This window comes from Microbacterium sp. TW_SC_2 (genome assembly GCF_055361165.1).
On record NZ_CM143952.1, the window covers coordinates 2,979,948 to 2,998,515 of the forward strand.

The 18,568-nt window shown below is 70.8% G+C and carries 19 protein-coding genes; 13 read left to right on the forward strand and 6 right to left on the reverse strand.

The features are described from left to right. The first annotated feature begins 13 nt into the window (after window positions 1-13). From ACWA14_RS14460 to ACWA14_RS14470, 3 genes are all read left to right on the forward strand, one after another. Window positions 14-1,321, forward strand: coding sequence for a glutamyl-tRNA reductase (locus ACWA14_RS14460; protein WP_463794855.1), 1,308 nt, complete (start codon window positions 14-16; stop codon window positions 1,319-1,321). Window positions 1,322-1,391: 70 nt separating this feature from the next. Next, the gene (locus tag ACWA14_RS14465; RefSeq protein WP_463794858.1) at window positions 1,392-1,988 is read left to right on the forward strand and encodes an HhH-GPD-type base excision DNA repair protein; all 597 of its coding nucleotides are present in this window, start codon (window positions 1,392-1,394) and stop codon (window positions 1,986-1,988) included. After that, complete coding sequence (locus ACWA14_RS14470) at window positions 1,988-2,413, forward strand: DUF1801 domain-containing protein (protein ID WP_463794861.1); 426 nt, start codon at window positions 1,988-1,990, stop codon at window positions 2,411-2,413. Before ACWA14_RS14465 ends, ACWA14_RS14470 begins: the two co-directional genes overlap by 1 nt. A gap of 143 nt (window positions 2,414-2,556) precedes the next feature. On the opposite strand, the gene ACWA14_RS14475 is transcribed toward ACWA14_RS14470, so the two are convergent. Further along, entirely contained in the window at window positions 2,557-3,942 is a 1,386-nt protein-coding gene (locus ACWA14_RS14475) for a glycine--tRNA ligase (RefSeq protein ID WP_463794863.1), read from the reverse strand. Window positions 3,943-4,047: 105 nt separating this feature from the next. Here ACWA14_RS14475 and ACWA14_RS14480 point away from each other — a divergent pair, with 105 nt between their 5' ends. Together ACWA14_RS14480 and ACWA14_RS14485 are read left to right on the forward strand one after the other, a co-directional pair. Beyond that, window positions 4,048-5,517, forward strand: coding sequence for a peptide MFS transporter (locus ACWA14_RS14480; protein WP_463794864.1), 1,470 nt, complete (start codon window positions 4,048-4,050; stop codon window positions 5,515-5,517). A 76-nt stretch (window positions 5,518-5,593) separates the two neighbouring features. Then, window positions 5,594-6,007, forward strand: coding sequence for a VOC family protein (locus ACWA14_RS14485; RefSeq protein ID WP_463794866.1), 414 nt, complete (start codon window positions 5,594-5,596; stop codon window positions 6,005-6,007). Window positions 6,008-6,044: 37 nt separating this feature from the next. Here the strand turns inward: ACWA14_RS14485 and ACWA14_RS14490 are convergent, their stop codons facing one another. Further along, a complete protein-coding gene (locus ACWA14_RS14490; protein WP_463794868.1) occupies window positions 6,045-6,734 on the reverse strand; it encodes a GNAT family N-acetyltransferase in 690 nt (229 codons plus the stop codon). A 110-nt stretch (window positions 6,735-6,844) separates the two neighbouring features. Between ACWA14_RS14490 and ACWA14_RS14495 the strand changes: the two genes are divergently transcribed. Then, the gene (locus tag ACWA14_RS14495; protein WP_463794870.1) at window positions 6,845-8,284 is read left to right on the forward strand and encodes an MFS transporter; all 1,440 of its coding nucleotides are present in this window, start codon (window positions 6,845-6,847) and stop codon (window positions 8,282-8,284) included. A gap of 53 nt (window positions 8,285-8,337) precedes the next feature. Here ACWA14_RS14495 and ACWA14_RS14500 read toward each other — a convergent pair whose 3' ends face one another. The 3 genes from ACWA14_RS14500 to ACWA14_RS14510 all read right to left on the reverse strand — a co-directional run bounded on the left by ACWA14_RS14500 (window position 8,338) and on the right by ACWA14_RS14510 (window position 11,852). Further along, window positions 8,338-9,171, reverse strand: coding sequence for a serine hydrolase (locus ACWA14_RS14500; protein ID WP_463794872.1), 834 nt, complete (start codon window positions 9,169-9,171; stop codon window positions 8,338-8,340). Window positions 9,172-9,406: 235 nt separating this feature from the next. Further along, window positions 9,407-11,392, reverse strand: a complete 1,986-nt coding sequence (locus tag ACWA14_RS14505) for a M13 family metallopeptidase (RefSeq protein ID WP_463794874.1) — start codon at window positions 11,390-11,392, stop codon at window positions 9,407-9,409. A 64-nt stretch (window positions 11,393-11,456) separates the two neighbouring features. Beyond that, window positions 11,457-11,852, reverse strand: a complete 396-nt coding sequence (locus tag ACWA14_RS14510; protein WP_463794876.1) for a DUF3253 domain-containing protein — start codon at window positions 11,850-11,852, stop codon at window positions 11,457-11,459. On the opposite strand from ACWA14_RS14510, the gene ACWA14_RS14515 reads away from it, so the two are divergent. The 3 genes from ACWA14_RS14515 to ACWA14_RS14525 are packed head-to-tail and all read left to right on the forward strand — an operon-like array spanning window position 11,851 to window position 14,642. Then, a complete protein-coding gene (locus tag ACWA14_RS14515; RefSeq protein ID WP_463794878.1) occupies window positions 11,851-12,021 on the forward strand; it encodes a hypothetical protein in 171 nt (56 codons plus the stop codon). The two genes, ACWA14_RS14510 and ACWA14_RS14515, sit on opposite strands and share 2 nt — an antisense overlap. Next, entirely contained in the window at window positions 12,014-13,291 is a 1,278-nt protein-coding gene (locus tag ACWA14_RS14520) for an FAD-dependent oxidoreductase (RefSeq protein ID WP_463794881.1), read from the forward strand. Before ACWA14_RS14515 ends, ACWA14_RS14520 begins: the two co-directional genes overlap by 8 nt. 28 nt (window positions 13,292-13,319) lie before the next feature. Further along, complete coding sequence (locus ACWA14_RS14525; RefSeq protein ID WP_463794883.1) at window positions 13,320-14,642, forward strand: MATE family efflux transporter; 1,323 nt, start codon at window positions 13,320-13,322, stop codon at window positions 14,640-14,642. A 6-nt stretch (window positions 14,643-14,648) separates the two neighbouring features. Here ACWA14_RS14525 and ACWA14_RS14530 read toward each other — a convergent pair whose 3' ends face one another. After that, on the reverse strand, window positions 14,649-15,305 hold the full coding sequence (locus tag ACWA14_RS14530) for a TrmH family RNA methyltransferase (RefSeq protein ID WP_463794886.1): 657 nt from the start codon (window positions 15,303-15,305) through the stop codon (window positions 14,649-14,651). Between the two features lie 70 nt (window positions 15,306-15,375). Here ACWA14_RS14530 and ACWA14_RS14535 point away from each other — a divergent pair, with 70 nt between their 5' ends. From ACWA14_RS14535 to ACWA14_RS14550, 4 genes are read left to right on the forward strand one after another with little or no spacing between them, the layout of a single operon-like run. Beyond that, window positions 15,376-16,698 carry an Nramp family divalent metal transporter gene (locus ACWA14_RS14535; RefSeq protein WP_463794890.1) on the forward strand — a complete coding sequence of 441 codons (1,323 nt, stop codon included), beginning with the start codon at window positions 15,376-15,378 and terminating at the stop codon, window positions 16,696-16,698. A 42-nt stretch (window positions 16,699-16,740) separates the two neighbouring features. Continuing rightward, window positions 16,741-17,043: a hypothetical protein gene (locus tag ACWA14_RS14540; RefSeq protein WP_463794892.1), complete on the forward strand. Its 303-nt coding sequence runs from the start codon at window positions 16,741-16,743 to the stop codon at window positions 17,041-17,043. 26 nt (window positions 17,044-17,069) lie between these two features. Next, window positions 17,070-17,702, forward strand: a complete 633-nt coding sequence (locus tag ACWA14_RS14545; RefSeq protein ID WP_463794894.1) for a metal-dependent transcriptional regulator — start codon at window positions 17,070-17,072, stop codon at window positions 17,700-17,702. A 53-nt stretch (window positions 17,703-17,755) separates the two neighbouring features. After that, the gene (locus tag ACWA14_RS14550) at window positions 17,756-18,568 is read left to right on the forward strand and encodes an HAD-IIA family hydrolase (RefSeq protein ID WP_463794895.1); all 813 of its coding nucleotides are present in this window, start codon (window positions 17,756-17,758) and stop codon (window positions 18,566-18,568) included.

The window sequence follows — 18,568 nt, forward strand, 5'->3', positions numbered from 1 at the left end:
GTACAATCGAAGAGTGCTGCTGTGTGTCACGGCGAGTCACAAGACCGCCTCCTTCGAACTGCTCGAGCGCTTGAGCCGCACCCCCGACGGCGTCGCCCCCACCCTGGTGGAGATGGCCCCGTGCGTGCAGGGTGCCGTCGTTCTCGCTACGTGCAACCGGTTCGAGGCGTACGTGGAAATGGACGAGCCCGTCACCGCCGCCGGTGCGATCGGCGTCGAAGCCGTGATCGAGGCCGTCGAGTCGGTCACCGGCGTCTCGGCCTCCGAGTTCGACGGTGCGTACACCGTGCACTCCGGCCGTCGGGTCGCCGAGCACCTGTTCTCCGTGGCCTCCGGTCTCGAATCCGTGGTCTCAGGAGAGGGCGAGATCGCCGGCCAGGTGCGCCGCGCACTCAAGTCGGCCCGCAAGGTGGGCACCACCTCCCCCGAGCTCGAGCGTCTCTTCCAGCGGGCCAGCCAGGCGCAGCGCAAGGTCAAGAACGTCACCGCCCTGGGCCGGGCCGGGCGCTCTCTCGTCCGCCTCGCCCTCGAACTGGCCGACAGCCGCATCGCCGACTGGTCGACCGAGCGCGTGCTGCTCGTCGGCACCGGGGCCTACGCGGCCGTCACCCTCGCCACCCTGCGCGAGCGCGGTGCCGTCGACATCTCCGTCTACTCCCCCTCCGGCCGCGCCGAGATCTTCGCGGCGAAGCATGGCCTGCGCGCCGTCTCGGCCGAGGACTACGCGCACACCGCGATGCGCTCCAGTCTGCTGATCACCTGCACCAGCGCGACGGAGCCCGTGCTCGGCCCGGATCACCTGCAGCTGCCCACCGTCCCCACCGCGGTCGGGTGCCCGGTCGGCACGCGCAACCGGCTCGTGGTCGACCTGGGCATGCCGCGCAACGTCGACCCCGCCGTCGCCGCCCTCGACGGCGTCGCGCTGCTCGACCTCGAGACCATCCGTCTGCACGCGCCCCTCGAGGAGCTGCAGGCGACGGATGCCGCGCGCAGCGTCGTGCGCGAGGCGGCCGACACGTTCCACGTGGTCGGCGAGCGCCAGAGCGTGATCCCCTCGGTCGTCGCGCTGCGCTCGCACATCTTCGGTCTGCTCGAGGCGGAGATCGACCGCGCCCGGGCGCGCGGCGACGAGGACGGGCGCATCGAGCAGGCTCTGCGGCACCTCTCCGGCGTGCTGCTGCACACCCCCACATCGCGCGCGCACGAACTGGCGGCGGCGGGTCGCGCCGACGAGTTCGCGGCGGCCCTCGGCACCCTGTACGGCATCGCGCCGCAGGCTCCGGCTGCCGGCGGCGCGGCGGATTCGACGCTCTCGGCCTGACGTCGCACACGGCGGCGTCCTGCGCTCGGGTGCTGTGCACCGCGATGGTCGACAGTGCCAGACTGGTGTCATGGCCCTGCACATCACGGGAGATCCCGACGCCGACGCCCTGCTGACCGAGAACCCGCTGGCGCTGCTGGTCGGGATGCTGCTGGACCAGCAGGTGCCCATGGAGACCGCGTTCGCCGGTCCGCTCAAGATCGAGCAGCGCACGGGGGCCGCGGATGCCGCGGCGATCGCGCACATGGCCCCGGACGAGTTCCTCGAGGCGTTCCGGCAGACACCGGCCGTGCACCGCTTCCCCGGATCGATGGCGACGCGCGTGCAGACGCTGTGCCAGACGCTCGTCGACGACTGGGACGGAGATGCGGCGGCCCTGTGGACGCGTCCGTCGTCGGACTCCGAGAGCGTGCCCTCCGGCGCCGAGGTGCTGACGCGGCTGAAGTCGCTCCCGGGGTTCGGCGAGCAGAAGGCGAAGATCTTCCTCGCACTCCTGGGCAAGCAGTACGGCTTCACCGGCGAGGGGTGGCGGGAGGCCGCGGGCGCCTACGGCGAGGAGGGGTCGTACCGCAGCGTGGCCGACATCGTCTCGCCGGAGTCCCTCACGAAGGTCCGCGAGCACAAGAAGGCGATGAAAGCCGCAGCCAAGGCGGAGAAGGCCTCCTGATGCAGCCGACGGGCGATGACGTCGCGGGACTCATCGCGCGCTCCGCCCCGGCGAAGCGCCGACGGGACGCCGAGACGCTGACCGCACTGATGCGCGAGGTCTCGGGGCGGGAGCCGGCGACGTGGGGCACGATCATCGGATTCGGCTCGTGCCACTACCGGTACCCCACGGGCACCGAGGGCGACACCGGGCTGCTCAGCTTCGCTCCCCGCAAAGCCGCGACCACGATCTACCTGCTCGACGGAGCGGATGCCCACGCCGAGGCGCTGGCGTCGCTCGGCCCGCACACGACGGGCGCCGGCTGCCTCTACCTGACGGATCTCGAGGAGATCGACCTCGACGTGCTCCGCGGCATCCTCGAGCGCTCGCTCGCCTGGGCCGAGTCGGGCGGCACGGACGACATGCAGCTGACCGTCACCTCCTGACCTCCTGACCTCTCCTCGTCACCCCGCCGACCCGGCCCCTTCTGTGCGAACCGGCCCCTTGTAGACGTTCACAAGGGGCCGGTTCGCGCAGAAGGGGGTGGCTCGGCGGGATGCCGGGCGGGACGAGAGGCGGGTGACGGGTCTCAGGCGCCGCGGAGACGCTCTGCCAGGTAGGCGTGGAGGTCGTCGATCGAGACGCGCTCCTGCGCCATCGTGTCGCGGTCGCGCACCGTGACGGCGCGGTCGTCGAGCGAGTCGAAGTCGACCGTGACGCAGAACGGGGTGCCGATCTCGTCCTGGCGGCGGTAGCGGCGACCGATCGCGCCGGCGTCGTCGAAGTCCACCGACCACGAGGCACGCAGCGTGTCGGCGACCTCGCGAGCGAGCGGCGAGAGCTTCTCGTTGCGCGACAGGGGCAGCACCGCGGCCTTGACCGGCGCGAGGCGCGGGTCGAGCTTGAGCACGGTGCGCACGTCGCTGCCGCCCTTCGCGTTCGGCACCTCCTCCTCGCGATACGCGTCGACGAGGAAGGCCATCATCGCGCGCGTCAGGCCGAACGACGGCTCGATCACGTACGGGGTGTAGCGCTCACCGGTCGCCTGGTCGAAGTACGTCAGGCTCTGTCCCGATGCCTCGCTGTGGCTCGACAGGTCGTAGTCGGTGCGGTTGGCGACGCCCATGAGCTCGCCCCACTCCTTGCCCGCGAAGCCGAACTTGTACTCGACGTCGATCGTGCCGGCGGAGTAGTGCGCGCGGTCGTCTTCCGGCACGTCGAACTGGCGCATGTTCTCGGGGTCGATCCCGAGGTCGATGAACCAGTTCCAGCAGGCTTCGACCCAGTGCTCGAACCACTCGTTCGCGTCGGCGGGCGGCGTGAAGAACTCGATCTCCATCTGCTCGAACTCGCGCGTGCGGAAGATGAAGTTGCCGGGGGTGATCTCGTTGCGGAACGCCTTGCCCACCTGGCCGATGCCGAACGGCGGCTTCTTGCGGCTCGCGGTGAGCACGTTCGAGAAGTTGACGAAGATGCCCTGCGCGGTCTCGGGGCGGAGGTAGTACAGGCCCGACTCGTCGTCGACGACGCCGAGATAGGTCTTGACGAGACCCGAGAACGACTTCGGCTCGGTGTACTGGCCCTTCGTGCCGCAGTTCGGGCACGGGATGTCGGCGAGACCGTTCTCGGCCTTGCGACCCTTGCGCGCCTCGAAGTCCTCGACGAGGTTGTCGGCGCGGAAGCGCTTGTGGCACTGCAGGCACTCCACGAGCGGGTCGGTGAAGGTGGCGACGTGACCCGAGGCCTCCCACACGCGCTTGGGCAGGATGATGCTGGAGTCGAGGCCGACCATGTCGCCGCGTCCACGGACGAACGTCTGCCACCACTGCCGCCGGATGTTCTCCTTGAGCTCGGTGCCGAGGGGCCCGTAGTCCCAGGCCGACCGGGAGCCGCCGTAGATCTCACCCGCCTGGAACACGAACCCGCGGTGGCGGGCGAGGGCGATGACCTTGTCGAGGCGGGACTGTTCGGCCATGGTGGCTCCAATGGTCGGATGCGGGAGGAGACCCGTGAACACGGGAGATCCCAGTCTATCGGCGGCCGACTCGTGCGCGACGGGGTCGAGGGGTACGGTCGTGGGATGAGTGCAGCCCAGCCGAGCCCCCGGATCCGCGACGAGGACACCCGCTTCTTCGGCCAGCCGTGGTCGCTGGTGCACATCTTCGGCGTGGAGATGTGGGAGCGATTCAGCTTCTACGGCATGCAGGGCATCCTGCTGATCTACCTGTACTACTCGGCCACGCAGGGCGGCCTCGGCATCCCCGAGGCGGTCGCGGGCGGCATCGTCGGTGCCTACGGCGGCTCGGTGTACCTCTCCACGATCCTGGGCGCCTGGCTCGCGGACCGCCTGTTCGGCTCCGAGCGCGTGCTGTTCTTCAGCGCGATCGTGATCGTCGCCGGGCACATCGCCCTCGCCCTGATCCCCGGGGTGCTCGGCGTGGGCGTGGGGCTCGTGCTGGTCGCCCTCGGCTCCGGCGGGCTCAAGGCCAACGCCACCTCGGTCGTCGGCACGCTCTATGCCCCCGACGACACCCGCCGCGACGCGGGCTTCTCGCTCTTCTACCTGGGCATCAACCTCGGCGCCTTCCTCGGGCCGATCCTGACCGGCATCCTGCAGTCCACCCTGGGCTTCCACTACGGCTTCGGCCTCGCCGCGATCGGCATGACCCTGGGCCTCGTGCAGTACTCGTTCGGGCGCCGCTCCCTGCCCGCGTCGGCGAGCGCGGTGCCGAACCCGCTCCCCCGCACCCGCTACCGGCTCGTCGTGGGCATCGCCGTGGCCGCCGTCGTCGCGATCGCCGTGCTCGTGCTGGTGGGTGTGATCCGCGCCGACAACCTCGCGATCATCGTGATCGTGCTGACCGCGGTCGCCGCGATCGCCTACTTCGCCGTGATCCTCACCAGTCGCCGTATCGACGCGACCGAGCGCTCTCGCGTGTGGGGGTTCGTGCCGCTCTTCGTCACGAGCGTCGCGTTCTGGTCGCTGTACCAGCAGCAGTTCACGGTGCTGACGATCTACTCCGACAAGCGCCTGGATCGGACGCTGTTCGGCATCGAGATCCCGGTCTCCACGGTGCAGTCCATCAACCCGGTGTTCATCATCATCCTGTCCGGGATCTTCGCCGCGCTGTGGACGCGCCTGGGCACCCGCCAGCCCTCGACGCCGGTCAAGTTCGGACTGGCCGCCATCATCATGGGGTCCGCCTTCCTGCTCTTCCTCCCGTTCTCGGGCGGACAGGGCAACACCACGCCGCTGCTCGCGATCGTCGGCATCCTGTTCGTGTTCACGGTCGCCGAGCTGCTGCTGTCGCCGGTCGGCCTGTCGGTCACGACCAAGCTCGCGCCCGCCGTGTTCCGCACGCAGATGGTGGCGCTGTTCTTCCTGTCGATCGCCCTGGGCACCGCGATCTCGGGATGGTTGGTGCAGTTCTACGACCCCGAGAACGAGGTGCCGTACTTCGCAGTCCTCGGTCTCATCGCGGTCGCCGTCGGCATCGGACTGCTGCTGGCGGTGAAGCCGGTGCTGCGGCTCATGCGCGAGGTGCGCTGAGGCCGGGGCCCCTCGCGGAGGGATCATGCGGAGGGGGCGTCGCGGAGTGTCGGATGCCGGTGCCAGACTCGGCGGCATGGAACAGCGCGTCAGCTTCATCACCCTCGCCGTCTCGGATCTCGACCGCAGCCGGGCCTTCTACGTCGACGGTCTCGGCTGGGAGCCGATCTTCTCGGGCGACGATGTCCTGATGTTCCCGGTCGCCGAGCACGTGATCCTGTCGCTGTGGTCGGTCGAGGGCTTCACGGCCGAAGTGGGTGAGGCCCCGGCATCCGGCATCGCGCCACTCACCCTCGCCCACAACCTCGCGACCCCCGCCGAGGTCGACGACGTGCTCGCCGAGGCCGCGCTGCTCGGCGCGACCGTGAGTCCGGGACAGCAGCGGGCGTGGGGCGGATACTCCGGCTACTTCGTCGATCCCGACGGGTTCCGGTGGGAGATCGCGGTCAACCCCGGGGAGACCGGCGAGTACGTGCTGCCGCCGCGCTGAGTGCGAGCGAGCCGGAAGCCGGACCGAGGCGTCGGACTCAGGCGGTGAAGAGGTAGCCGCGCTCGTCGTCGAACCCGGCGATGCGGAGGCCGCGCCCGAGGATCTCCGACATCTCCGCCCGCAGACGCATGCGCCACTCGTGGGCGGCGGCGGGGTCGGATTCGCGCAGGGCCTCGATGTCGGCGGGGATCTCGAGGGTCTCCACGACCTCGTCGGATGCCGGGGGCTTCGCGATGTCGGCGAGCGCCCATTCGACGTCGAGGCGGTCGCTCTCGTCGCCGGCGTCGCCGCCGCCGAAGATGCCGTAACGGTTCACCGAATAGCCCGTGGCCCGGGCGCCCAGAACCGACAGGAAGAAGTGCGCATTGCGCGCGACGAGCGGGTCGAACGTCCACGTGATGCGGCCGACGTCGCGGGAGAACGCCCACTGGCGCTGGTGCTCCTTGAGCTCCCGGCCCCAGCCGCGGCCGCGGAACTCCGGCAGCAGGGCGGTGATGTGCGAGTGCATCGCGCGCCGGGCGGGCTCGCCGAAGAACGCGATCGAGGCGCCGACCATCCGCTCCTCCGCGCCCTCGCCGTCGAAGAAGCCGACGACGTAGTTCCCGGATTGCTGCAGCGCACGCAGCGTGCCGGCATCCACCACGCGCTGCGGGCCGCGGATGGAGTCGAGCAGGCCCTGCGCATCGAGGATGAGTTCAACGGTGTCGAGATCACGGATGGTTCGCACCCGCCCAGTCTGCCCCTCCGACAGTTCTCGCGGAAATCGGATCGCCGATGCGGGCCTCGTCCGGGCCGGCTCGCGGCCCCGGTGTCCGCGGACGCCGATAGCCTTGGTCGGTGGGTGCGAACGAGGACAGAGCCAGAAGACGTCTCTCCCGCACCTCCCCCACCTGGGCGATCGTCGCGGTGCTCGCCTTCACCGGCCTCTGCTCGTCGTTCATGTTCACGCTGGTCGTGCCGCTGCAGGCCGAGCTCCCGCAGCTGCTGAACGCCTCGCGCGAGGACACGACCTGGGTCGTCACGATCACGCTGCTGGTCGCCGCCGTCGCCACCCCGATCTCGGGCCGACTCGGCGACATGTACGGCAAACGCCGTGTCGTGATCGTGCTGCTCGTCCTGCTCATCATCGGCTCGGTCATCGCCGCGCTGTCGGGGTCGATCGTGGGCGTGATCATCGGCCGCGCCCTGCAGGGCGCCGTGACGGGGGTGGTGCCGTTGGGCATCGCGATCATGCGCGACGTGCTGCCGACGAACCGACTGGGCACCGCAGTCGCCCTGATGAGCGCCACGATGGGGGTCGGCGGCGCGATCGGGATGCCGGTGGCCGCCCTCCTCGCGCAGAACGCCGACTGGCACTGGCTGTTCTGGCTCGCCGCCGGGCTGGGCGCGATCGGTCTCGCCCTCGTGCTCGCCGTCGTCCCGGAAGACGTGCTCCGCTTCCCCGGCCGCCTCGACATCCCCGGCGCGATCGGCCTCGCGATCGGCCTGACCGGCATCCTGCTGTTCGTCTCCCGCGGCGCCGAGTGGGGCTGGACCGCGCCGCTCACCCTCACGTGCATCATCGGCGGCGTGGTCGTGCTGCTGATCTGGGGCTGGTACCAGTTGCGCACGAAGGATCCGCTGCTCGACCTCCGCGTCGCCGCCCGCCCGGCCGTGCTGTTCACGAACATCGCCGCCGTCGGGATGGGCTTCGCCCTGTTCGCCTCCAACGTCACGTTCCCGCAGCTGCTGGAGGCGCCGGTCGCGAACTCCGGGTTCGGGCTCGACATGGTCGCCGCTGCGCTCGTGATCATGCCGGCCGGGCTCGTCATGATGGTCATCTCACCGCTGTCGGGCTGGCTCGAGCGCACGGTCGGACCGCGCCCGCTGTTCACGGTCGGCGCGGTGGCGATCGTGCTCGCCTACGTCTTCGTGCTGCTGTGGTCGAGCGAGGTGTGGCACATCCTCGTCGCGAACCTGCTGATCGGCGTGGGCATCGGCTTCACCTTCGCCGCCATGCCGATGATCATCATGCGCGCGGTGCCCTCGAACGAGACCGGCGCCTCGAACGGGCTCAACGCCCTGTTCCGCTCGGTCGGCACCTCCAGCGCGTCCGCCGTGATGGGCGGCGTGCTCGCGGCGATGAGCGTCGACGTCGAGGGCGTCGCGATCCCGACCCGTGCCGCGTTCGAGGTGTGCTTCTGGCTCGCGATCGCGGCCGGTATCGTCGCGGTCGTGCTGTCGCTGTTCATCCCGAAGCACCGCACCAGCGAACCGCATCCGTCGCTCCCGAACTGACCGACGCCGGCGAACGGACGCATGGCCACGGCGAGGCGGCGAGGCGGATGCCGTCAGTGCGTGTACTCCATGAGATCGACGCCGAGCACGCGGAAGGCATCGTGCGCCCGCAGCCGGTGCGTGATGGAGAGGTCGTCGAAGCAGACGATGAGCGCGTAGGCGACACCGGCGCGGGGACCGCCCAGCACCCCGGCCTCGGCGCGCACGCCCCGGTCGCGGCCGGTCTTGTTCACGAACAGCAGTCCGTGCGCGTCATGCTCGTGCGCGAACGGGTCGAGACCGGTGGAGGCCGCGACCAGGCTCAGGTCCTGGTTGAGGCTGAGCCACTCCGACACCTGGGCGCTCACGCCGGCGTCGACGACGGCGGAGTTCACGAGGGCGGAGAAGAGTCCGGCGAGCTCCCTGGTCGATCCGACCGCCACGTGCGGGGCGTCATCCGGCCCCCGCTCGTCACGGAATCGGTCGAGCAGCGCCGTGCGCCGGAGCCCGAGGCTCTCGATGCGCGCCCGCACGCGGTCGTGCCCGACCCGGTGCAGGAGCGCATTGACGGCGATCGGGTCGCCCGCGGTCGCGGCCAGCACCGCGAGGTCTTCCAGAGGCAGGGCGGGAGCGTGCAGGTTGCGCCACAGCCCGGAGGTCGTGACGGCGTCGACGTCGGTGCGCTCCACGATCTCGAAGGGGTCGAGCGCACCGCTCTCGAACCCCGCGGCGACCTCGATCAGCAGCGGCACCACGCCGAGCCCCGCGACCGGCATCGTCACGTGGTCGTCGCCCGCGAGCACGTGCTCGTGCGAGTCGAGATCCACCACGTGCACCGACACCTGCGCGCCGGCATCCGCCAGCCGCTCGAGCGCCTGCAGCGTCGAGCCGAACGACCGACGTCCCACGGCAGCGCGGCGCGGAAGCCGCCGACCGGTATTCTGCGACCGGCGCAGCGTGGCCGATGATCCGTCCGCGGGTTGCCCCGAAGATCGGCCGTGAGGTTCAGGGAACGAGGGGGTACGGGAGCCCACGCATGGTCCTAACCGGAGGGGGGTGGATGGGACGCCGAGGGGTCGCTTTCCCCGCAGCACCGATATCGTACCCCCGCCCGGGAGGCCCCTCAGCGCGTGTGAAGTTTGGTCACCAGATCGTCACACGAGCGTCTTCCGGCAGCCACAGGGCGTCTCCCTCGCTGACCCCGAAAGCCTCGTAGAAGGCGTCGATGTTGCGGACGATCTGGTTGCAGCGGAACTCGTTCGGCGAGTGCGGGTCGATCGTCAGCAGACGCAGCGTCTCGGCCTCGCGTCCCTTCTGCTGCCACACCTGCGCCCACGACAGCAGCAGCCGCTGCACACCCGTGAAACCGTCGATGACCGGTCCGTCGACGGGCTCGGGGACCGCGGGGTCCGTGCGCAGCGACAGCTCGTAGGCCTTGAGCGCGATGCCCAGGCCGCCGAGGTCGCCGATGTTCTCGCCGATCGTCAGCGCGCCGTTCACGTGGTGCTCGGGCGACAGCCCCTCCGGGACCAGCACGTCGTACTGCGCGATGAGCGCCTTGGTGCGCTCCTCGAAGGCGGAGCGGTCGGCATCCGTCCACCAGTCCTCGAGGCGCCCGTCGCCGTCGTAGCGGCTGCCCTGGTCGTCGAAGCCGTGACCGATCTCGTGACCGATCACCGCGCCGATGCCGCCGTAGTTCGCCGCCGCGTCGCGCGTGGCGTCGAAGAACGGGTACTGCAGGATGGCCGCCGGGAACACGATCTCGTTCATGGACGGGTTGTAGTACGCGTTGACCATCTGCGGCGGCATGTGCCACTCGTCGCGATCGATCGGCTTGCCGACCTTCGCCACGTTGCGGTCGTGCTCGAAGATCGCCGCACGACGCACATTGCCGAACAGGTCGTCGCGGTCGATCGTGAGGCTCGAGTAGTCGCGCCACACGGCGGGGTGGCCGATCTTCGGTGTGAAGGAGTCGAGCTTGGCGAGAGCGCGCTGACGTGTCTCGGCCGTCATCCACTCGAGGTCGGTGATGCTCTGGCGGTAGGCCTCGATGAGGTTCGCGACGAGTTCGTCCATCGCGGCCTTCGCCGTCGGCGGGTAGTGGCGCTCGACGTACACCTTGCCGATCGCCTCGCTCAGCGCACTCTCGGTGACCGAGACGCCGCGCTTCCAGCGCTCGCGGATCGTGGGGACGCCGGTGAGCTCGGTGCCGTAGAACGAGAAGTTCTCGGCCACGAAGTCGTCGGTCAGGTACGGCGCCGCGGCGTGCACGACCTGCGCGCGCAGCCAGGCCTTCCAGTCGTCGAGGCGCTCGGCCGTGAGGAGCGAGCCGAGCCCTTCCAGGAAGCTGGGCTGCGAGACGACGACCTCGGCGAAGGCGTCCGGCGCCGCGGGGGCGACCGCGTCGCGCCACGGCGCGAGGTCGACGCCCGCGAGCTCCTGGATCTCGGCCCAGGTCTTGAGGTTGTAGGTCGCGACCGCGTCGCGGCTCTTCACGTTGTCCCAGTGGTGCCCGGCGAGCTCGGTCTCGAGGGCGATCGCGCGCTCGGCGTTGGCTGCGGCATCCGCGATGCCGGCCAGCCCGAGAAGGCGCTCGAGGTGGGCGCGGTAGGCGGCGCGCGTGTCGGCGAAGGTGTCGAGGCGGAAGTAGCTCTCGTCGGGGAGCGACAGTCCGGACTGCACGAGCACGGGCAGGTAGCGCTCGGGGTTGCCGGGGTCGCCGTCGACGTAGAAGCCGATCAGGTGGGCGCGACCGTCGCGGTCATAGGCGCCTACGGTGCGCAGGAACGCGGGGATGCCGTCGATCGCGTCGATCTCGGCGAGGGTCTCGGCCAGGGGTGCGGTGCCGGCGGCGTCGATGCGCGCGGTGTCCATGAAGCTCGCGAACAGGTCGCCGATCTTGCGCGCGAGGGTGCCGGGCTCGGCATCCTGCGACTCCTCGATGATCGTGCGGACGTCTTTCTCCGCCTGCTCGGCCAGCAGGTGGAACGAGCCCCAGCGGGCCTTGTCGCCCGGGATCTCGGTGCGGTCGATCCAGGCGCCGTTGACGTGGCGGTACAGGTCGTCCTGCGGGCGGATGTCGGAGCTGAACTCGGAAACGGCGAGGCCCACGGGAAGAACGTCAGTCATGCGACCAGCCTATGACCCGTCTCCCCCCTCATGTCCAGCGGCGGGCCCGGAGGCACTGCCGGGCTCAGCGGCGGCGACGGATCCGGATCGGGCCTCTCGCGGAGGACGGGTCGACGACGCGCCCGTCCTGGACGATGTCGACGGCCCCGGCGGCCACCAGCCGTCGGGCGGCGCGGCGCGCGGGCTCCCGGAGTTCTCGCCATGCCTCGCCGCCGACGGCGCGCGCCGCATCGTCCGGGGAGATCGTCCCCTTCGCGGCCTGCGGGGCGAGCAGCGCGAGGATCGACGCCTCGAGCTCGCGGTCCTGCGGCGTCACCTTCCGCGCCCGGCACGCGGCAGAGCAGTACCTGACCTCGTCCCAGACGGCGGCCCACGCCGCGCGCCAGTGCATCTCGCGACCGCAGGACGCGCAGATCTTCGTCTCGTCCTGCGGGTGGGGAGTCACTGACCGTGTCCGCATGATGCTCAGCGTAAACCGGTGGTGGCGTGGGCGCGCCGTGCCCGATCGGTGCGCGCGCCCGCGGCACGGCATCCCGTCGTACGCTGGTGCCATGCAGCCCGTGCGCACTCCCGTGGTCGTGATCCGCGAGCAGCTCGACGAGATCTCCGGAGCCGTGACGCATGCATGACGTGGTCGTGGTCGGCGCCGGTCTTGCGGGACTCCGCTGCGCCGGTCTGCTCGCCGCGCGCGGGCTCGACGTCGTCGTCCTCGAGGCCGGGGATGCCGTCGGCGGACGCCAGCGCACCGACATCGTCGACGGGTTCCGGCTGGATCGCGGCTTCCAGGTGCTCAATCCGGCCTATCCGGCGCTGCGCCGCAGCGTCGATCTCGATGCGCTCGCGCTGGGAAGCTTCCCGGTCGGCGTCCGGGTGCGCACCGATCACGGGATGGCCGAGCTGCGGCATCCGGTGCGGCATCCGCTCTCGATCATGGCCACGCTGCGCAGCGGCCTGGTGAACGGACGGGATGCGGTCGCCCTCGCCCGCTGGGCGGCGCCGGCACTGGTGCGTCCGCTCTCGCGTCTCGCCCGGAACGATGTCGCCCTGCGCGAGGGGTGGGATGCCACGGGGCTCCGCGGTCCGCTGCGCACCGCCGTGATCGAGCCGTTCCTCGCCGGCGTTCTGGCGGAGGACCGGGGCGAGACGTCGAACGCGTTCGCCCGACTGCTCGTGCGGTACTTCGCGCTCGGGCGCCCCGGTCTGCCGGCGCAGGGGATCGCCGCGGTCCCGGAGCAGCTCGCCGCGCACGCCCGCGAGGCCGGCGCCGACATCCGTCTCGGCGCCCGCGCCGCACGCATCTCCCCGCCTCGCGAGGGCACCGTGGTGGAGATGGCCGACGGCGACGCCGTGCGGGCCGCTCGCGTGGTCGTCGCGGTCGGACCCGAGGCCGTCGGCGATCTCACCGGACTGGCGAGGCCGGAGACGAACGGTCTTCAGACGTGGTGGTTCGCCGCCGCCGAACCGCCGACCGCGTCGGCGCTGCTCACGGTCGACGGGCGCGGCCGAGGTCGAGGTCCCGTCGTGAACACGGTGGTGATGACCCACACGGTGCCCTCGTATGCGCCGGCCGGACGCCACCTGGTCGCCGCGACCTGCCTGCTGCCGCGCGGCGGCGATCCCGCCGGGGAGGACGAGGTCCGCCGCCACCTGAGGGAGATCTGGGGTGCCGACGTCAGCGCTTGGGAGCTGATCCGGCGCGACGACATCCCCGACGCACTGCCGTCCCAGCCGGCTCCGCTGCGGGCGCCGCGATCGCCGCGCTCCGCCGAACGCCTCTTCATCGCCGGTGACCACCGGGACACCGCGTCGATCCAGGGCGCGCTCTCTTCCGGGGAACGCACCGCACGCGCGATCCTGACCGACACGGGGGCGCCGGGAAGCACCGGAGCCGGCGCCTAGCCGCACCACCAGCCCATAGGCTCGGAGGATGACCGCGCGCCCCTCCCTCAATCGAGAGATCCTGCGGCTCGCGGTCCCGGCACTCGGCGCCCTGATCGCAGAACCCGCCTTCCTCATCGTCGACGCCGCGCTGATCGGGCACCTCGGCACGACGCCGCTCGCCGGGCTCGGGATCGCGGGCGCGATCCTGCAGACGATCGTCGGACTCATGGTGTTCCTGGCGTACTCGACCACCCCCGCCGTCGCCCGCCGTTTCGGAGCCGGGCAGCCGGGCGATGCGGTCTCGGTGGGCATCAACGGCATGTGGCTCGCACTGGGGCTCGGCGCGGTGCTCGCGGTCATCGGGGCGGTCTCGTCGCCGTGGCTGGTGTCGCTGTTCGGCGGCGGCGACGCGGTCTCGCAGCAGGCGAACGACTATCTCGTGATCTCGATGTGGGGCCTGCCCGCCATGCTGATCGTGTTCGCCGCGACCGGGCTGCTCCGCGGCATGCAGGACACCGTGACGCCGCTGTGGATCGCCGGGCTCGGCTTCGGCGCGAACGCACTGCTGAACGTGCTCTTCATCTACGGCTTCGGCTGGGGCATCGCGGGCTCGGCCGCCGGCACGATCACCGCGCAGTGGGGCATGGTCGGCGCCTATGTGCTCGTCATCCGGCGCCTCGCGACGCGGCACAGCGCGTCGCTCCGTGCGCAGCGGGCCGGACTGCGCAACAGCGCCCGGTCGGGCGGCTGGCTGTTCCTCCGCACCGTGAGCCTGCGCGTCGCCCTGCTCGCGACGGTCGGCGTCGCCACCGGCATCGGCACCGACGAGCTGGCGGGGTGGCAGATCGTGTTCACGATCTTCTCCGCCGCGGCGTTCGCGCTCGACGCGCTGGCGATCGCGGCCCAGGCGCTGATCGGCAAGGAGCTCGGCGCCGGAGACGAGCGCCAGGTGCAGCGGGTGCTCGGGCGCACGGTCGCGTGGGGCGCCTGGTTCGGGGTGATCGTCGGTGGGCTGATCGCCGCGCTCTCCGGGGTGATGGGCATCGTGTTCACGGGATCGGCGGAGGTCGCGGCGCTCGTGCAGCCGGCGCTGCTCGTGCTGGCGATCGCGCAGCCCGTCGCCGGGGTCGTCTTCGTGCTCGACGGCGTGCTGATGGGGGCGAACGACGCGCGCTATCTGGCGATCGCGGGCGGACTCACCCTCGTCCCGTTCCTTCCGGCGCTGTGGCTCATCGCCACGATCGGCGTCGATGGCGCCGTGGGGCTGATCTGGCTGGCGGGTGCGTTCTTCGGGGTGTACCTGCTCGCCCGACTCGTGACGCTGGGCTGGCGCGTGCGCACCGGCGCCTGGCTCACGGCCGGCGCCTGACGTCGCTCATCGCGCGTAGCGGCGGCACCACTCGTACATGATCACGGCCGCCGCGGCGCTGGCGTTGATCGACCGGGTCGAGCCGTACTGGGTGATCTCGATGTGGGCGGATGCCGCGGCGAGCGCTTCCGCCGACAGACCGGGTCCCTCCTGACCGAACAGCAGCACGCAGCGTTCAGGGAGATCGGCGGAGTCGACGGGCCGGGAGCCCTCGACGTTGTCGACCGCGACGATCGGGAGCCCCTCCTCGGCCGCCCAGGCGGCGAACGTCTCGATGTCGTCGTGGTGCACGACGTGCTGATAGCGGTCGGTGACCATTGCCCCACGCTTGTTCCAGCGTCGGCGTCCGATGATGTGCACGGTGTCGGCGAGGAACGCGTTGGCGCTGCGCACGATCGAGCCGATGTTCATGTCGTGCTGCCAGTTCTCGATCGCGACGTGGAACGGATGCCGGCGCGTGTCGAGATCAGCCACGATCGCGTCCATGCGCCAGTACCGGTAGCGGTCGATGACGTTGCGGGTGTCGCCGATCTCGAGCAGTTCACGGTCGTACCGGTCGTCGTCCGGCCAGGCCGCCGGTCCTCCCGGCCAGGGGCCGACGCCGTGCGTGGTGCGCTCGGGTGTCGTGCTCTCCGGGGCGCTTTCCGGCGTCTGCTCATCCATCCCGCCAGGCTATCCGCCACCGCACCCGACGGATATTTAGGTACACCGAAATATCCGCTACGATTTCGGCATGCCTAAAAATCTCGGGACCATCGAGGCTCCCGTCGCCCGCAGCACGCCACCGCGCAGTCTCTGGCTCCTCGGCCCCGCCCTGGTCGCCGGCGTCGCCTACCTCGACCCCGGCAACGTCGCCAGCAACATGACCGCCGGCGCCCAGTACGGCTACCTGCTCGTCTGGGTCGTGATCGCGGGCAACATCATGGCCTGGCTGATCCAGTACCTCTCGGCGAAGCTCGGCGTGGTCACCGGGCAGAGCCTGCCGGAGGTGCTCGGTTCGCGCCTGCGCAACCGCTGGGCCCGCCGCTCCTACTGGCTCCAGGCCGAACTCGTGGCCATGGCGACCGACCTCGCCGAGGTCATCGGCGGCGCCGTCGCCCTGAACCTGCTGTTCGACGTGCCCCTGCTGCTGGGCGGACTCATCACCGGCGCCGTGTCGATGATCCTGCTGGCGGTGCAGAGCCGCCGTGGTGCACGCCCCTTCGAGTTCGTGATCATCGGACTGATGGTGATCATCACGGTCGGCTTCGTGGCCGGCGTCTTCGTGGCACCGCCCGACCCGGCGGGCGTCGCGGGTGGCCTCGTGCCCCGGTTCGAGGGAACCGGATCGGTGCTGCTCGCCGCTTCCATCCTCGGCGCCACGATCATGCCGCACGCGATCTACGCGCACTCCTCGCTCGTGCGAGACCGCTTCGGCGCCGCGCCCGCCGCCCCCGCCGGGCAGAGCGCGCAGGATCACGCCGACGGGCAGGCCGCCGAAGCCGTGCGCACCGACGTTCCCCGCATCCGTCGCCTGCTCCGGGTGACCCGGTGGGACGTCACGATCGCGATGATCATCGCCGGGTCGGTGAACCTCGGCATCCTGCTGCTCGCCGCCGCCAACCTCGCCGGCGTCGAGGGGACCGACTCCCTCGAGGGCGCGCACGCCGCGCTCGCCGCGGGACTCGGTCCGGTCGTCGCGACCTTCTTCGCGGTCGGCCTGCTGGCGTCCGGCCTGGCCTCCACCTCGGTCGGCGCCTACGCGGGCGCCGAGATCATGCACGGCCTGCTGCACGTGCGCATCCCCCTGCTCCTGCGTCGCCTGATCACGCTGATCCCGGCGCTCGTGATCCTGGGGCTCGGCATCGATCCCACCCTCGCGCTCGTGCTCAGTCAGGTCGTGCTGTCGTTCGGCATCCCCTTCGCCCTGATCCCGCTCATCGCCCTCACGGCGCAGAAGCGCACGCTGGGCGTGTGGGTGAACCGCGTCTGGACCACCGCGGCCGGCATCATCGCGTCGATCCTGCTCGTCGCCCTCAACGGCACCCTGCTCTGGCTCCTCCTCACGGGGGCCTGACCCGGCAGGGGCGGCACCCGCGGCGGCGGATAGGCTCGGAGCATGTCTGCCGAACCCGCCCGCCGCACCGTCCGCATCCTCACCTGGATCGGCATCGCGACCGGCGTGATCGGCGGCCTCCTCATCGCCTTCCCGACCGTGCTGCCGTTCGGCGGGCCGTGGGTGCAGCTCGCCCTCGGCATCGCCACGCTCGTGCTCGCCTTCCGCGCCCGGGCGATCGGCATCGCCTCGATCCCGGAGTTCGACGGACGCCTGTCCCTCGCCGCGGCGCTGCTCGGGTTCCTCGTCGTGTTCTTCGCGGGGCAGGTGGCCTTCGTGCTCGTGCTCGGCGCCCTGAACGGCTGAGAATCCGGCTGACCTAGACTGGATCCGTGGCATCCCCGGCAGCAGACGACTACCTCAAGACCGTCTACGCGCACACCGAATGGCAGGACGCCCCGATCACCCCCTCGGTGCTGGCCGCCAAGCTCGGCATCGCGCCGTCGTCGGTCACCGAGATGGTGAAGAAGCTCGCCGCGGCGGGGCTCGTCTCGCACGTGCCCTACGGCGCGGTGCGGCTGACGGATGCCGGCACCCGGCGCGCGCTCGCGATGGTGCGCCGCCACCGGCTGGTCGAGACCTGGCTGGTGCGCGAGTTCGACTACGGCTGGCATGAGGTGCACGACGAGGCCGAGGTGCTCGAGCACACCATCAGCGACCGCCTGCTCGAGGGCATCGACGTGCGTCTGGGCCGCCCGCGGTTCGACCCTCACGGCGACGCGATCCCGGACGCCGACGGCACCGTGACCCGAGAGCCCTTCGTGCGGCTCGATCACGCCGCGGAGGGACACACCGGGCGGGTGCTGCGCGTGAGCGACGAGGATCCCGAGATCCTGCGCGCCCTGGAGTCGCACGGCGTCGACGTCGGCACGCACCTCACGGTCGGGGCCACCGGCGTGCAGATCGACGGCCGGACGATCACGCTCCCCGACGGCGCCCGCGCGGCGGTCTGGCTCACGGCCTGAGCGGCTCCCGCATCCACACCGCACGACGCGGGTGCGCGCCATAAGCTGTGCACATGGCTCAACGCGATGACATCGAATGCTGGCTGACCGACATGGACGGCGTGCTCGTGCACGAGAACGACGCCATCCCCGGGGCGTCGGAGCTGCTCGCCGAATGGGAGCGCAACGACATCCCGTACCTGGTGCTCACGAACAACTCGATCTTCACCGCGCGCGACCTCTCCGCGCGCCTGCGCACCAGCGGCCTCAACGTCCCGGAGGAACGCATCTGGACCTCGGCGCTGGCCACCGCGTCGTTCCTGCAGCAGCAGCTCCCCGGCGGCTCCGCCTTCGTGATCGGCGAGGCCGGCATCCTCACCGCCCTCCACGACGCCGGCTTCATCATGACCGAGACCGACCCCGACTTCGTGGTCGTCGGCGAGACGCGCAACTACTCGTTCGAGGCCATCACGAAGGCGATCCGCCTGATCCTCGGCGGCGCGCGCTTCATCGTGACGAACCCGGATGCGACCGGCCCCAGCGCCGACGGACCGCTGCCCGCGACCGGTGCGATCGCCGCGCTCATCACCAAGGCCACGGGCAAGGACCCCTACGTCGTCGGCAAGCCGAACCCGATGATGTTCCGCTCGGCGCTGAACAAGATCGGCGCGCACTCCAAGCGCACCGGCATGATCGGCGACCGCATGGACACCGACGTCGTGGCCGGGATCGAGGCGGGCCTGCACACGATCCTCGTGCTCACCGGCATCAGCGACCAGGCCGAGATCGAGAAGTACCCGTTCCGGCCCGACGAGATCGTGCAGTCGGTGGCCGATCTGCTTCCGCGCATCACCGAGACGATCACCACGGTCGCGACGAAGAAGTGA